Here is a 15,076-nt window from a genome sequence, read left to right as displayed (position 1 = left end):
AAGCAAACTCTTACTGTGTCTTGGGAAGCGCGTATGCTATCACGTAATCCCCCCGGTCCGGGCTCTGGCGGGCGCCACCCGCGACGACCACGACGTACTGGCGGCCCGACTTGGGCGACACATAGGTCATCGGCGTGCCTTGCGAGCCGACGGGCATGCGCGCCTTCCACACTTCATGGCCGGTGGCGATATCCATGGCGCGCAAATAGTAATCCTGCGTGCCCGCATAAAACACGAGGCCGGACGCCGTACTCATGCCGCCGCCCAGGGTCGGCATGCCCAGCGGGATCGGCAACCGCGCCTTGACGCCGTTGACCACCGCATCCTGCACCGTGCCGGCCGGACGCTCCCACACTTTTTTCTTGGTCTTCAAGTCAATGGCGGCAAACACGCCCCACGGCGGGCTTTGGCACGGTATGCCCAGCGGCGAATTGAAGGCCTTGTGGTCGATGACGAACGGCGTGCCATCCATCGGATAGGTGCTGCCCACGCCGTGGCCAGCCGTCAGCTTGGCCACGTCCACCGTTTCGCGCGGCACCAGCTTGACCACTTGCGGCATGCGGATATCGTTGACGAACATATAGCCATTGCTCTCATCGACGGCCGCGCCACCCCAGTTGAAGCCGCCGTAGTAGCCTGGATAGATCAGCGTCTCTTTCAAGCTTGGCGCCGTGAACTCGCCTTGGTAATTGAGCTTGCGGAAGCTGATGCGGCAGGCCAGCTGGTCGAAGAAGGTGGCGCCCCACATGTCGCGCTCCGTGAGCGTTTCCGCACCGAGGGCCGGCATGCCGGTCGAGTATGGCTGCGTTTTGGACACCCAGTCGCCGGCCGCGTGCTCCTGCGGCACGGGTTTCTCCACCACCTCCGCGATCGGTTTGCCCGTACGACGGTCCAGCATGAAGATCTGCCCCCGCTTGGTCAGCTGCACCAGCGCGGGGATTTTGCCTCCCTTGCCGTCCGGGACGTCGTACAGGGCCGGCTGCGCGGCCACGTCGTAGTCCCAGATATCGTGGTGGACGGTTTGATACGTCCAGCGCTCGCGGCCCGTGGCCATGTCGAGGGCGACGATGGCCGATGCGTATTTTTCCGTCAGTGGCGGACGCTTGCCGCCCCAGAAGTCGGGCTGCTCGTTCCCCGTCGGCAGGTAGACCAGGCCCAGTGCATCGTCGAAGGCGGGCGCCGACCACATGTTGGGCGTGCTGCGCGTATACGTCTGCCCTTCCGGCGGCAGCTTGGTGATGGCCGGATTGCCCAGGTCCCAGGCCCAGACCAGCTCCCCCGTGTCGGCGCTGTAGGCGCGCACGACGCCCGATGGTTCATCGGTCGAGCGGCCGTCGAAGACCCAGCCGCCGAGGATGATCAGGTTGCGCGCCACCGTGGGCGCGGACGTGTAGGCATAGTACGGCACGTTCATTTTCACTTTGCCCAAGCCGACGGTCAGGTCGACGGAACCCTTGTCGCCGAAGCCCTCGCACTGTTTGCCCGTCTGCGCGTCGATCTGAATCAGGCGCGCATCCATGGTCACTTGCACGATACGCTTGGCGCAGGCGCCCGCCGCCGGCGCGCTGGCCGCCTGCATGCCGTCAAAACGAAACGGATTCGTCACTTTCGCCGGCTCGTAGTAAGCCACGCCGCGGCAGCGGTTCCACGTTTTGATGTTGGCCGGCTTCGGATCGAAGGTCCAGCGCTCCTTGCCCGTGTCCGCATCGAGCGCGATGACCTTGCTCGTCGGCGTACACGTGTAGATGGTGTCGCCGATCTGCAGCGGCGTATTTTGCGATTCGGACGCGCCTTCGGCCAGCTCGCCCGAGCGGTAAGTCCACGCCACTTGCAGCTTGTCGACATTCTGCTTGTCGATCTGCGTGTACGGCGCGAAGCGCGTGCCCTTCGGCCCATAGCCGTAATGCGCCCAGTTGGCGCTGCCGCCATTCACCGCCGCCAGCGCATCCTGCTGCGGCTGCACGGTGGCGTCAAGCACGCCGTGCGGCTTGAACATGGCGGCGAAACCGGCCACCAGCATGACGGCAAGCAGGGCCGCGAAACCGCGCGACTGGCCAGTGTGCTTGCGCCCCGCCAGCCACGGATGCAGCAAGGCAGCCATCAGGCCGATGACGAGGAACGGCGCCAGGCGCGGCACCATGGGCCAGAAGGCGAAGCCGATTTCCCACACGGCCCAGACCAGCGTAGCGATGACCAGCACGGCGACGATGCTGCTGGCCAGCGGTTTGCGGCGCAGATACAGCACGCCGGCGAGGAGCAGGCCGAGACCGGCCAGCAGGTAGTACCAGGAACCGCCGAGGGTAATGAGTTCGATGCCGCCCGCCGCCAGGGCCAGGCCGGAAAATCCTAGAAAGATGCCGAAAACCGTCAAGGCAAGCCGCTTGCCCCTGAAGACCGCCGGGATCGCCGGCGCCCCTTTATTTACTGAAGTGTCCATTTTTTATCCATGACGCCTCCCCTGCCCAGGCAAATACGCCGGGGATGGCTGGTTTTTTCAAATCTACGTAGTGAAACTGTACTGTACGGTTTCATTTTATGCCGATTTTTGATGCAAGGAAAGAAAAATTGATGTGGAAGCTTGATTTTTGGCGGGGATGGGGGCATTCAGGGGGATTGTCGGATTACGCTCTACGAGCTAATCCGACCTACCGGACTGCTGGATATGCGTAGGTTGGATTAGCGCAAAGCGCGTAATCCAACAAACACAGTCCGCTAGCTAGTAGCCAGCTTGGCTTTTACAGCATATCGGTTGGAACGCTCGAAAAATGCCCAGGGCTAGGCGCCTCGTCGAAGACAGTACGAATAGTACGGCGAGACGCGGCAACAACGCCCTGGGCTTTTTCTCGAGCGTTACAGCGATGCCATGTCGATCACGAAGCGGTAGCGTACGTCGCTCTTGACGACACGCTCAAACGCCTCATTGATATCCTGGATGCGGATGATCTCGATGTCCGACACGATATTGTGCTTGCCGCAGAAATCCAGCATTTCCTGGGTTTCCTTGATCGAGCCGATCATGGAGCCGGACAGGCTGCGGCGCGCGCCCACCAGGCCGAAGGCACTGATCGGCGGCACGGCGCCGTCGGGGATGCCGACGATGACCATGTTGCCGTCGACTTTCAGCAGGTTGATGTACTGGTTCCAGTCGATCGATGCGCCCACGGTGCAGATGATCAGGTCAAACGTGCCGGCCAGTTTGCTGAACGTTTCCGCGTCGTTGGTGGCGTAGTAATGGTCGGCGCCCAGGCGCAGGCCGTCTTCGCGCTTCGACAAAGTCTGGCTCAGCACCGTCACTTCGGCGCCCATGGCGTGGGCGATTTTCACGCCCATGTGGCCCAGGCCACCCATGCCCAAAATGGCGACCTGCTTGCCAGGGCCGGCCTTCCAGTGGTTCAGCGGCGAGTACAGGGTGATGCCGGCGCACAGCAGCGGCGCGGCCGCGTCCAGCGGGAGGTTGTCGGGAATCGACAGCACATAGCCTTCCTTGACGACGATGCTGTCCGAGTAGCCGCCCTGCGTGGCCGTCTTGCCGTCCGCTTCCAGGCCATTGTAAGTTTGGATCAGGCCTGGCATGTACTGTTCCAGGTCCACGTTGCGCGTCTTGCAGGTGGTGCACGAGTCGACGAAGCAGCCCACGCCCACGTGGTCGCCCACCTTGAACTTGCTGACATTGGCGCCGACGGCCGTGACGACGCCGGCGATTTCATGGCCGGGCACCATCGGGAAGGCGGCGCCGCCCCATTCGTCGCGCGCCTGGTGAATGTCGGAATGGCACACGCCGCAGTATTTGATCGAGATGGCCACGTCGTCTTCGCGCGGGGCGCGGCGCTCGAATGTGAACGGTTGCAGTGCGGAAGTCGGGCCCAGTGCGGCGTAGCCTTTGGCGATGGTGGTCATGAAAACTCCTTGGGTAGTGTGACGAACGAGAGAGGCGCGTGCTGTGCAGGCGATTGCACAAGTGTGCCCGAGATGCCCGGCCGCCGTTACCGCGATCCTGCAAGACCTTTGCACGATCCTCCAAATCTGCGTAAGATCAGCCCCTGCCCTTCTTCGCCTCACGCATACTGAACACCATGTCCACGCCACTTACTCCGCAAGATGAAATCGCCGCCCTGATCATCCGCCACGCGCCACGCACGGGCGACTACACGACGGCCATCGGCAACCTCAGTTTCCACCGCCAGTCGTCGGTGACGGAATCGCTGTTCCACGCGGCGCGTCCCAGCGTGGCGATCATCGCGCAGGGGGCGAAAGACGTCACATTGGGAAGCGAAACCTTCCATTACAGCCGCATGCAGTATCTGCTGACGTCCGTCGACTTGCCGGTGCAGGTGCGCGTGGTGGAAGCGAGCGTGGACAAGCCGCACCTGTGCGTGGTGCTGGGCATCGACATCGCCGACGTGGCCGCGCTGCTCGATAGCGAAAGCAGCAGCGACAGCGCGGCGCAGCAGAAAATCCTGCCCGCCACGCGCGGCATTTCCGTCAGCGACGTGTCGGCCGAGCTGCTCGATGCCATGCTGCGCCTCGTGCGCCTGCTCGACAAACCGGGGGAGATCGCCACCTTGGCGCCTTTGATCCGCCGCGAGCTGACCTACCGCCTGTTGAACGGCCCTGTCGGCGCGCGCCTGCGCCACATGGCGCTGGCCAGCAGCCAGTCGCACCAGGTGGGGCAAGCCATCGACTGGATCAAGCACAATTATTGCGAACCGCTGCGCATCGAGCACCTGGCCGGCATGGCGAACATGAGCATGTCGTCGCTGCACCACCACTTCAAGGCGATTACGGCCATGACGCCGATGCAGTACCAGAAGCTGCTGCGCCTGCAGGAAGCGCGGCGCCTCATGCTGGTCGAGCAGATCGACGCGGGCACGGCCGGCTACCGGGTCGGCTACGCCAGCGAATCGCAGTTCAGCCGCGAATACAGCCGCCAGTTCGGCCGCGCGCCCATGCGCGACGTGGGCCAGGTGCGCGCGCAACTGGCGGGCGCTGGCACGGCCTATTCCGTCTTGCCGTAACCACCGCCGCCCGGCGTCTCGATCACGAACACGTCGCCAGCCTGCATATCCGTCTTGCCGATATGCGCCAGGTGCTCCACCGCGCCGTCAGCCCGCTCCACGTAATTGCGCCCCAGCGCGCCCGCCGCGCCGCCATCCATGCCGAAAGGCGGATGGATGCGGTTGTTCGACAAGATCGCCGCCGTCATCGGCTCCAGGAAGCGCACCCGGCGCACGCCGCCATTGCCGCCGTGCCAGCGCCCCGCCCCGCCCGAGCCTGGGCGGATGCTGTAGCTGTCCAGCCGCACGGGGAAGCGCCACTCGAGGATTTCCGGGTCCGTCAGGCGCGAATTGGTCATGTTCGTCTGCACTACGTCCGTGCCGTCAAAACCGGGACCGGCGCCCGAGCCGCCCGATATCGTCTCGTAGTACTGGTATCGCTCACTGCCGAACGTGAAATTGTTCATCGTCCCCTGCGACGCCGCCATCGCGCCCAGCGCGCCATACAGGGCGTTGGTGATGCAAGTCGAGGTCTCCACGTTGCCCGAGACGACGGAGGCCGGATACTGCGGGTTGAGCATGGAGCCGGGCGGGATGATCACCGTGAGCGGTTTCAAACAGCCCGCGTTCAGCGGTATATCGTCGTCCACCAGGGTGCGGAACACGTACAGCACGGCCGCCATGCAGACGGCGGATGGCGCATTGAAGTTGTTCGGCAGCTGGTTTGACGTTCCCGTAAAGTCGATGAGGGCGCTGCGCTGCGCCACGTCGACCCTGATCGCCACCTGGATGCGCGCGCCGTTGTCCAGGTCCAGCGCATAGCGGCCATCCTTCAGGGTCGTGATGACCCTGCGCACGGCTTCCTCGGCATTGTCCTGCACGTGGCCCATGTAGGCTTGCACGACCGGCAAACCGAAATGCGCGACCATCTTGTGCAGTTCTTCGGCCCCCTTCTGGTTGGCCGCCACCTGGGCGCGCAGGTCGGCCAGGTTTTGCCGGGGATTGCGGGCAGGCCAGCTGGCGCCCGCCAGCAGGGCCAGTGTTTCCGCCTCTGCTAACCGCCCCGTGGCGCCGTCGACCAGCTTGAAATTGTCGATCAACACGCCCTCTTCCTCGATGCGCGTGGAGTCGGGCGGCATGGAGCCTGGTGTCGTGCCGCCGATATCGGCATGGTGACCGCGCGAACCGACATAGAACAGGATGGCGCCGCCCGCTTCGTCGAACACGGGCGAGATCACCGTCACGTCGGGCAGATGCGTACCTCCGTGGTATGGGTCATTCAGCATGAAGACGTCGCCCGGCCACATGGCGCCCGCATTGCGCATCATGACGGTGCGGATGCTCTCGCCCATGGACCCCAGGTGCACGGGCATGTGCGGCGCGTTGGCGATCAAATGGCCTTGCGCGTCGAAGATGGCGCAGCTGAAATCGAGCCGCTCCTTGATATTGACGGAATGGGCCGTGTTTTGCAGGCGCAGGCCCATCTGCTCGGCGATCGACATGAACAGGTTGTTGAAAATTTCCAGCATCACGGGGTCGGCATTGGTCCCGATGGCGCGCCGCTCGGGCAAGGCGACGACCCTGCGCAAGACCAGATGGCCGTGCGCCGTCACTTCCGCGCGCCAACCCGGCTCGATGACCGTGGTGGCATTGGCGTCGCTGACGATGGCCGGGCCATCGATGGCGTCGCCGGGGCGCAAGCTGTCCGCCGCATACAGGCCGCTTGGCCGCCACGCGCCGGCGCAGTACATGTCCACCGTTTGCACGGACGCCAACCCACCCGCCCGCGCCGCATACGCGGGCGTGGCCACTTGCGGCGCATCGGACGCGCCGATGGCTTCCACGGAGATCGCTTCAACGATCAGCGCGCGCGCCGGCATCAAAAAGGAAAAGCGCTTTTTGTAGGCTACTTCAAACTGCGCCTGCATGCTGGCAGCCGTATCGAACAGCACGACGAGGGCCGAATCCGTGCCTTCGTAGCGCAGGTGCACGCGCGACACCAGCGCGATGCGCTTCCCTTCCACGCCCTGGCGCAGCAAGTCGCCACGCGCCAGTTCGCCCAGTTGCGCGAAATCGCCGGCCAGGTCCTTGCCCAGGGCCGCTTCGATGGCGCGCTCGCGCATGGCGCTCTGGTCGGCCAGGCCCATGCCGTAGGCCGACATCACGCCCGCCAGGCTGTGGATGAACACCGTGCGCATGCCCAGCGCGTCGGCCACCAGGCAGGCATGCTGGCCGCCCGCGCCGCCAAAACTGGTCAGGGTGTATTCGGTGACGTCGTGGCCGCGCTGCACGGAAATCTGCTTGATGGCGTTGGCCATGTTGCCAACCGCGATGGCGACATAGCCTTCGGCCACCTGTTCCGGCGTCGAATTCACCGTGCGCGCCAGCGCTTCGAACTGGGCGCGCACGGTGGCCGCGTCCAGCGCTTCATTCGCGTCGGGGCCGAAGACGCGGGGGAAGAACGCAGGCTGCAGCTTGCCCAGCATGACGTTGCAGTCGGTGACGGCCAGCGGGCCGCCGCGCCGGTAGCTGGCGGGGCCGGGATTGGCACCCGCGCTGTCCGGCCCCACCTTGTAGCGGGCGCCGTCGAAATGCAGGATGGAGCCGCCGCCCGCGGCCACCGTGTGGATGCTCATCATGGGCGCGCGCATGCGCACGCCGGCGATCTGCGTCTCGAACACGCGTTCGAACTCGCCCGCGTAATGCGACACGTCGGTGGACGTGCCGCCCATGTCGAAGCCGATGACTTTATCGAAGCCGGCCAGCGCGCTGGCGCGCACCATGCCGACGATCCCGCCCGCGGGACCGGACAAAATGCTGTCCTTGCCCTGGAAAGCGCGCGCATCCGTCAAGCCGCCGTTCGACTGCATGAATTGCAGGTGCACGCCGGGCAGTTCCATCGCCAGCTGGTCGACATAGCGGCGCAGGATCGGCGACAGGTAGGCGTCGACCACCGTCGTGTCGCCGCGCGCCACCAGTTTCATCATGGGGCTGACCTCGTGCGACACGGACACCTGCGTAAAACCTGCCTCGCGCGCCAGCTGCGCCACCCGCGCCTCGTGCGCGTGGTGGCGGTAGCCGTGCATCAGCACGACCGCGATGGCCCGCACGCCGCGCGCATAGGCCTGCTCCAGCGCCGTGCGCGCGGCCGCCTCGTCGAGCGGCGTCACGACGTCGCCGTGGGCGCCCACGCGCTCATCGATTTCGATCACGTCGCCATACAGCAGTTCCGGCAGGATGATCTGGCGCGCGAACAGCTGCGGGCGGTTCTGGTAGGCGATACGCAGGGCGTCGCGAAAACCGCGCGTGATGGCCAGCACGGTGGGCTCGCCCTTGCGCTCGAGCAGCGCATTGGTGGCCACCGTCGTGCCCATCTTGATGGCGCCCACCAGTTCGACGGGCAGCGGCGCACCAGGCGCCAGGTCCATCAGCTGGCGCATGCCAGCCAGCGCCGCGTCGCGGTACTGGCCGGGATTCTCCGACAGCAGTTTATGCGTGGCCAGGCTGCCGTCAGGACGGCGCGCCACGATGTCCGTAAAGGTGCCGCCCCGGTCGATCCAGAATTGCCAATCCATCGCCTTGCCCCCGCACTTATGTGAGATGGCTATTGTAGCCGCACAATTTACGGCGCACCGCAGGCGTGTGCGCCTTGCCTTTCGCCCGCTTCGGCCTTATGTTGAAGACATGCTGACTAACGGAACACGCCCCATGCCCCTGATCGACTCTTCCACACCGCTGTACTCCATCGCCGAACTGCGCGCCATCGAACAAGCAGCCATGCGCGACCTGCCGCAAGGGCTGCTGATGCAGCGCGCGGGCCAGGCCGCCGCCAGTGCCGCCCTGAAGCTGCTGCACGCCCAGGAAGATGGCGACGACGACGGCCACCGGCGCGTCCTGGTGCTGGCCGGCCCGGGCGACAACGGCGGCGACGCGCTGGAAGCGGCCGCGCACCTGGCCGGTAGCGGCACCGAGGTGCTCGTCTGGCTGGCCCCCGAGGCGCAAGCCACGTCGCCCGAACGCGAGCAGGCCCTGAGCCGCGCGCGCAACAGCGCCGCGCGCTTGATGGAAGCGGCAACCTCCATGGCCTCGGCGGCAGTGGGCGCGGCGCCATGGCACCTCGTCATCGATGGCCTGTTCGGCATCGGCGCGTCGCGCCCTCTGGACGGCGAATGCCGCGACATGGCGCAGCTGGTCAACAATCTCGATTGCCCCGTGCTGGCGCTCGACGTGCCCAGCGGCCTGCACGCGGACACGGGTGCCATCGACGGCGTCGCCATCCGCGCCACGCATACGCTCACCTTCATCGGCGACAAGCCGGGCCTGCACACGGCGAATGGCCGTGACCATGCGGGTGAAGTGGAAGTGGCCGCGCTGGCTATCGATCCTTCCCTGCTGCCGCCTGCCAGGACCCAGCTGGGCGGCCTGCACCTGTTCGCGCGCCAGCTGCAGCCGCGCCGGCAAAACACGCACAAGGGCAGCTACGGCAGCGTGGCCATCATCGGCGGCGCACAAGGCATGGCGGGCGCGCCCATCCTGGCGGCCCGCACGGCCCTGCATGCGGGCGCGGGAAGAGTGTATATCGCGTTTCCCGACGCGCCGCCCGCCTTCGACAGCAGCCAGCCGGAGCTGATGTGCCGGCACGCGAGGGACGTGGATTTCTCGGGCCTGCACTTCGCCGCGCTGGTGGCGGGACCCGGCCTCGGCGACAAGGCCGGGACGGTGGAACTGCTGCAGCGTGCCATTGACAGCGATAGCCCGCTGCTGCTGGACGCGGACGCGCTGAACCTGATGGCGGCCGAGCCGGAGCTGCAATCGGCGCTGGCCGTGCGCACAGGCGCGGGGGCGACGATATTGACGCCGCATCCGCTGGAAGCGGCGCGTTTGCTCGACATGACGGTGGCCGAGGTACAGGCCGACCGCCTGAGTGCGGCGCGCCAGCTGGCCACGCAGCTGGGCGTCATCGTGGTATTGAAAGGTTCGGGCACGGTGATCGCCGCGCCCGACGGCCAGGTCGTCGTCAACAACACGGGCGGCCCCGCGCTGGCGACTGCCGGCACGGGCGACGTGTTATCCGGCCTGTGCGGCAGCCTGCTGGCGCAAGGCTGGCCGGAGTGGGAAGCGGCGATAGGCGCCGTGTGGCTGCATGGCGCGGCGGCCGACGCGCTGGTGGCTGCAGGCAGCGGCCCCATTGGCCTGACGGCGGGGGAATTGATCCCTGCGATACGCAGGTTGATCAATGCCTTGTCGGCATAGGCAGTTGGCGCGCTTGTGTTGGATTACGCTGCGCTAATCCAAGCGACACCTCGGAGGTCGGGTAGGTCGGATTAGCGGCACGCGTAATCCGACAACTACCACCAGCAATCACACCAATCGGCCGGCCGCAATCGTGATCGTCCGCCCGCAACGGGCCGCAATCGAACTGTCATGCGTGACGAGCACCAGGGTCGAGCCGCGTTCGCGGTTCAGCTCGAACATCAGCTGGATCACGGCCTCGCCGGTGGCCGCATCGAGGCTGCCCGTCGGTTCATCGGCGAACAGCAGCGGCGGCTCCGTGACGAACGCGCGCGCCAGCGCAACGCGCTGCTGCTCGCCGCCGGACAGGTATTTCGGATAGTGCTTCAGGCGGCTGCCAAGGTTCACTCTGCCCAGCATGGCTTGCGCCTTTTCCTTCGCATCGGGGTCGCCGCGCAATTCCAGCGGCAGCATGACGTTTTCCAACGCCGTCAGATGGGCCAGCAGCTGGAAAGACTGGAACACGAAACCGAGCTTTTCCTTGCGAAAGCCGGCGCGGCCGTCTTCGTCGAGGGCGAAGATATCGGTGCCGTCGAGGATGACCTTGCCCTCGCTGGGTGTGTCCAGTCCCGCCAGCAAACCCAGCAAGGTGGACTTGCCGGAACCGGAAGCGCCGACGATGGCCAGCGTCTCCGCCGTTTGCACGGTAAAATCGACTTGATGCAGGATGGTCAGCTCACCATCGGCATCGGGTACGCGCTTGGCCAGCTGGACCACTTCGATGGCCGGCTGGGCATTTTGGCTGTTGGGTGCGGCGGGCCGCTGGGCCGCTGCGTCGGACGGGAGAAAACTGGTGGAAGTCGCTTTAGGGAATTCGGGCATGCTGATCTATCTTAAAAAATTTCGTGAACAAATAAGTGTCGAGGGCAGCAGCCGCATGCGGCGGCGCACCCTGTCCTTGCTTCCTGCGGCAGCCCTGCTGCTGGTATCGAGCATGACGAACGCCTATTCTGCACCAAAAACGCTGCTGGTGCTCGGCGATAGTCTCTCGGCCGAGTATGGGCTGGCGCGGGGCACGGGCTGGGTGGCGCTGCTGGAACAGCGGCTGCAAGCGCAAAAGAACGACACGCGCATCGTCAACGCCAGCATCAGCGGCGAGACCACCAGCGGCGGCCGCGCGCGCCTGCCCGCCCTGCTGGCCAAGCACCAGCCCGATGTCGTGCTGATCGAACTGGGCGCCAACGACGGCTTGCGCGGCTTGCCCGTGGCGGCCGCCGAGGCGAATCTGCGCGCCATGGGCGAGGCAGCCAAAAAATCGGGTGCGCAGGTGGTGCTGGTAGGCATGCGCATGCCGCCCAACTATGGCCGCGCCTATGGCGAGCAGTTTTATGGCGTGTACGGCAAGCTGGCCAAGGAATGGAAGGCGCCACTGGTCCCCTTCATGTTCGAAGGCATCGCCGACCAGCCGCAGCTGTTCCAGGCCGACCGCATGCACCCGAATGCGCAGGCGCATCCGACGATTTTGAGGAATATCTGGCCGCGGCTGGCGCCGTTGCTGAACGCCAAGTAAGCCAGTTGTTGACGTTAGCTCTAGCCCGAGGCAAAAATCTGGGGTCAGACGGGGTCGCCGAGACCCGCCGGGGGGATATGCCCCAGTGGGGCATATCCCGATCGCGAAGCGACTGAGCCCAGCTTTATGCTGCATATCCTAGTCAGGTCCATGGCACGCACATTCCACAGACAAAAAAATAGCCGCTCAAGAGCGGCTATTCTTATGGACTAAAACTGATTACGGCGCTTCCGGCGCTGCAGCAACCGGAGCGGTCACCGGCTTGACGATCTTCACCTTGGCCTTGGCTTTCAGGTATTCGACGTAATCAAACATTTCCTGTTGTGCCAGGATGCCGCTGATCTGGTCTTTCTCTTGCTGGCGGCGCGCTGCATCCACTTCTGCTGGCTGCTGCACCTTGGCGATGCGGTAGATGCCGTAGCCCAGGGCTGGCAGGTCCACGCCCACATAGGCTGGCAGCTTGCTCGTGTCCGCTTTCATGACTTGCGCGATGGCGGCACGGTTGATGCCGTCAAGCTTGCTGCGCGATACCCATTGCGCCGCGCCAAAACCGGTGGCGTCACCCGAAGCCTTCAAGGCGGCCAGCTTGGTCTCGCCCGCTTTCTTGGCCAGTTTTTCCGCTTCTTCCAGGGTCACGCGCTGACGGATCATCGCTTCGACTTCGGCCAGCGGACGCTTCGAGGCAGGCTTGAATTCCACCACACGGCCGGCGATCAGCACGTTAGGAGCAACGGTGACGGCTTCCGTGTTGCGCTTGTCTTTCAACGAGTCGTTCGAGAAGATGGCGGTCAGGAACTTGGCGTTGTTGAACGGCGCCTTGCCCAGTGCTGGCGATGGTGTGCGCGACAGGTTGGCGACGGTTTCCACTTTCAGCTTCAGCTTGTCGGCCACCGGCTTCAGGCTGTCCGATTGTTCGTAGACCGTGTTGGTGAACGTTTCGGCCATTTCCGAGTATTTCTTGGCAGCAAATTGCTTGCGCAGGTCGGCCGTGATTTCGCCGCGTACTTCGTCCAGCGCACGGACATGCTGCGGCTTGAGCGAGGTGACGGTCAGGATATGGAAGCCGAAATCGGAAGCGACGACATCGCTGATTTCGCCTTGCTTGAGTTTCGCGACAGCGCTCAGCAGCGGTGCTGGCAAACCATCCTTGCCAATCACGCCCAGGTCGCCGCCCTGTTCCGCGGACGCCGGGTCTTCCGACTTGGCTTTCGCCACGGCGGCAAAGCTGGCAGGCGCCTTGCGTACTTCCGCCAGGATGGCTTCGGCCTTGGCCTTGGCGGCTGCCTTGTCGGCGGCCGATGCATCTTTCTTGACGGCTACGAGGATGTGGCTGGCCTGGCGCGCTTCTTCCGTCGTGTAGGCTTTCTGGTTCTTCGCGTAGTAGCCGGTCACGTCGGCGTCGGTGACGTCGACTTGCTCGCCGGCGGCGCTGTCGTCCAGCACGACGTACTCGACCTTGGCTTGTTCCGGGATCTCGAAGAACTTGCTGTTCTTGTCGTAGAAAGCCTTGATCATGGCGTCCGTCACTTTGACTTCCGACACGTACTGGGCGATCGGCAGCAGCAGTTCCTGCACTTCACGCTCTTCCGATGTGATGTCGGACAGGCGCTTGGAGACGGTGCTCGGCGCGAACGCGGTGCCTTGCACGGCGCCGGCCAGTTGCTGCAGGGCCAGGTCGCTGCGGCGGCGCGCATCGTACATCTGCGGCGTCATGCCTTGGGCGGCCAGCATGGACTTGTAGCGTTCCAGGTCGAATTTACCGTCAGGCAAGGTCAAGCCTGGAATGTCCAGTACTTCCTTTTGCAGCACGGCATCGCTGATGACCAGGTGACTACGGCCCACTTCGGCGGCCACGGCGCGCTCGGCGATCAGGTTATCGAGGATGCTCTGGCGCGCTTCCGGCGTGTCAAACATTTTCTGGTCGAACTGCTCGCCCATCATCTGGCGGTAGCGGTCGATCTGCTGGCGTTGCGCTTCTTCATATTGCTGCTGCGTAACGACCTGGTCGCCGACCTTGGCGATGGTGTTCGCGCCATCGCCGAAGCTTTGGTAGCCGCTGATACCGACCAGTGCAAAAGACGGGACGATGACCAGCATCAGGAGAAACTGCATCAAGCGTCGATGGGTACGAATAAATTCAAACATGGTCAGCCAATTCGGGATGAGTGGATCACTATAAAAAAAGGCGAACATGCGTTCGCCTTGATTTCTTCGGCGGAATGGACGGGACAGATGTCCACTTCCCCTTTAGATTCAACAACTTGGCGCTGGAACTAAAGCAGGATTCTGACGCCCAAGCCATTATCTCCTGATTCTACAATGCCCATAGCGCTATAGCAAGAGTAAATCAGGGCGCGCGCCCTGCCCTGGCGCCGCATGGCGGGCAAGGCGCAGGGCCCGGGCATTTAACCCGGCGCAGCTTAAAGCGGATTTAAATGCGGGTGTTTTTATTCAAAACGGCAGGAGAGAATTTTAAAAAGCAGGCGCGCCGAGATAATCTGGCGCTGGAAAAGAAAAACCCGCGCTACTTATTCAGCAGCGCGGGCTTCTATATTCTGGCGGAGCGGACGGGACTCGAACCCGCGACCCCCGACGTGACAGGCCGGTATTCTAACCAACTGAACTACCACTCCTTAAGAGCGTATTTTTTTGGCGGAGCGGACGGGACTCGAACCCGCGACCTCCGACGTGACAGGCCGGCATTCTAACCAACTGAACTACCACTCCGAAAAATACACAGTACTACTTGCATTTGCATCCAGGGTTGCGATTCGTAGAACTTCAACCCTGAAATCGCGGCACCCGGAGGCGCCGCCAAATGTCTCCGGTGATTGTCACCTCACCGAAGTCCGTTAGTTTACAGCATCCTTCAAAGCTTTACCAGCTTTAAATTTTGGAACTTTTGCAGCTTCGATCGTGATCGCTTCTTTGGTACGCGGATTGCGGCCGGTACGCTCAGCGCGTTCGCTGACCGAGAAAGTGCCAAAACCAACCAGCGTCACGCTGTCGTTGTTTTTCAAAGTTTCCGTCACGCCGCCGATAACAGCGTCGAGTGCGCGCGCAGCGGCGGCTTTGGAAATGTCAGCTTTTTCAGCAATGTGGTCGATCAATTCAGTCTTGTTCACTAGCATCCCCAATTACAAAGGTATAAAACGTTTACCGTATCGTTGCGGCACTTTTGGCACCACAGCTGTCCGGCGAAAAAAATGTGCAGGCGTATTAAACAAGCCACACTGTATATGTGTCAAGCGCTTTGGGGGCGCAATTCACGTTTCAATAT

General features: G+C 63.7%; 9 protein-coding genes and 2 tRNA genes. 3 read left to right on the top strand and 8 right to left on the bottom strand.

Annotated features, from left to right (window positions below):
* Positions 1 to 10 precede the first annotated feature (10 nt).
* Both VM94_RS20680 and VM94_RS20675 read right to left on the bottom strand, forming a co-directional pair.
* Positions 11 to 2,437: a membrane-bound PQQ-dependent dehydrogenase, glucose/quinate/shikimate family gene (locus tag VM94_RS20680; RefSeq protein WP_082127819.1), complete on the bottom strand. Its 2,427-nt coding sequence runs from the start codon at positions 2,435 to 2,437 to the stop codon at positions 11 to 13.
* A gap of 413 nt (positions 2,438 to 2,850) precedes the next feature.
* Positions 2,851 to 3,897 (bottom strand): NAD(P)-dependent alcohol dehydrogenase, encoded by a 1,047-nt coding sequence (locus VM94_RS20675; RefSeq protein WP_046685132.1) that lies wholly within the window; start codon positions 3,895 to 3,897, stop codon positions 2,851 to 2,853.
* Positions 3,898 to 4,073: 176 nt separating this feature from the next.
* On the opposite strand from VM94_RS20675, the gene VM94_RS20670 reads away from it, so the two are divergent.
* Positions 4,074 to 5,015 carry an AraC family transcriptional regulator gene (locus VM94_RS20670; RefSeq protein ID WP_046685131.1) on the top strand — a complete coding sequence of 314 codons (942 nt, stop codon included), beginning with the start codon at positions 4,074 to 4,076 and terminating at the stop codon, positions 5,013 to 5,015.
* Here the strand turns inward: VM94_RS20670 and VM94_RS20665 are convergent.
* On the bottom strand, positions 4,997 to 8,569 hold the full coding sequence (locus tag VM94_RS20665) for a hydantoinase B/oxoprolinase family protein (RefSeq protein WP_046685130.1): 3,573 nt from the start codon (positions 8,567 to 8,569) through the stop codon (positions 4,997 to 4,999). The genes VM94_RS20670 and VM94_RS20665 overlap by 19 nt on opposite strands.
* Before the next feature lie 133 nt (positions 8,570 to 8,702).
* Here VM94_RS20665 and VM94_RS20660 point away from each other — a divergent pair, with 133 nt between their 5' ends.
* On the top strand, positions 8,703 to 10,247 hold the full coding sequence (locus tag VM94_RS20660) for a bifunctional ADP-dependent NAD(P)H-hydrate dehydratase/NAD(P)H-hydrate epimerase (protein WP_046685129.1): 1,545 nt from the start codon (positions 8,703 to 8,705) through the stop codon (positions 10,245 to 10,247).
* A 108-nt stretch (positions 10,248 to 10,355) separates the two neighbouring features.
* Here VM94_RS20660 and VM94_RS20655 read toward each other — a convergent pair whose 3' ends face one another.
* The gene (locus VM94_RS20655; RefSeq protein ID WP_046685128.1) at positions 10,356 to 11,108 is read right to left on the bottom strand and encodes an ABC transporter ATP-binding protein; all 753 of its coding nucleotides are present in this window, start codon (positions 11,106 to 11,108) and stop codon (positions 10,356 to 10,358) included.
* On the opposite strand from VM94_RS20655, the gene VM94_RS20650 reads away from it, so the two are divergent.
* Positions 11,107 to 11,796: an arylesterase gene (locus tag VM94_RS20650; RefSeq protein ID WP_082127818.1), complete on the top strand. Its 690-nt coding sequence runs from the start codon at positions 11,107 to 11,109 to the stop codon at positions 11,794 to 11,796. The genes VM94_RS20655 and VM94_RS20650 overlap by 2 nt on opposite strands.
* A 219-nt stretch (positions 11,797 to 12,015) precedes the next feature.
* Here VM94_RS20650 and VM94_RS20645 read toward each other — a convergent pair whose 3' ends face one another.
* The 4 genes from VM94_RS20645 to VM94_RS20630 all read right to left on the bottom strand — a co-directional run bounded on the left by VM94_RS20645 (position 12,016) and on the right by VM94_RS20630 (position 14,921).
* Positions 12,016 to 13,941 carry a SurA N-terminal domain-containing protein gene (locus tag VM94_RS20645; protein WP_046685569.1) on the bottom strand — a complete coding sequence of 642 codons (1,926 nt, stop codon included), beginning with the start codon at positions 13,939 to 13,941 and terminating at the stop codon, positions 12,016 to 12,018.
* A 411-nt stretch (positions 13,942 to 14,352) separates the two neighbouring features.
* Positions 14,353 to 14,429: transfer RNA gene (locus VM94_RS20640), tRNA-Asp, on the bottom strand.
* 17 nt (positions 14,430 to 14,446) lie between these two features.
* Positions 14,447 to 14,523 (bottom strand) — tRNA-Asp (locus VM94_RS20635).
* 125 nt (positions 14,524 to 14,648) lie between these two features.
* A complete protein-coding gene (locus tag VM94_RS20630) occupies positions 14,649 to 14,921 on the bottom strand; it encodes an HU family DNA-binding protein (RefSeq protein WP_010398442.1) in 273 nt (90 codons plus the stop codon).
* Between the last annotated feature and the right edge of the window lie 155 nt (positions 14,922 to 15,076).

The organism is Janthinobacterium sp. KBS0711 (assembly GCF_000988085.1).
GTDB lineage: Bacteria > Pseudomonadota > Gammaproteobacteria > Burkholderiales > Burkholderiaceae_D > Janthinobacterium > Janthinobacterium lividum_E.
The sequence above is the reverse complement of the archived record's forward strand: the minus strand, read 5'-3'. Positions and strand labels throughout refer to the sequence as shown.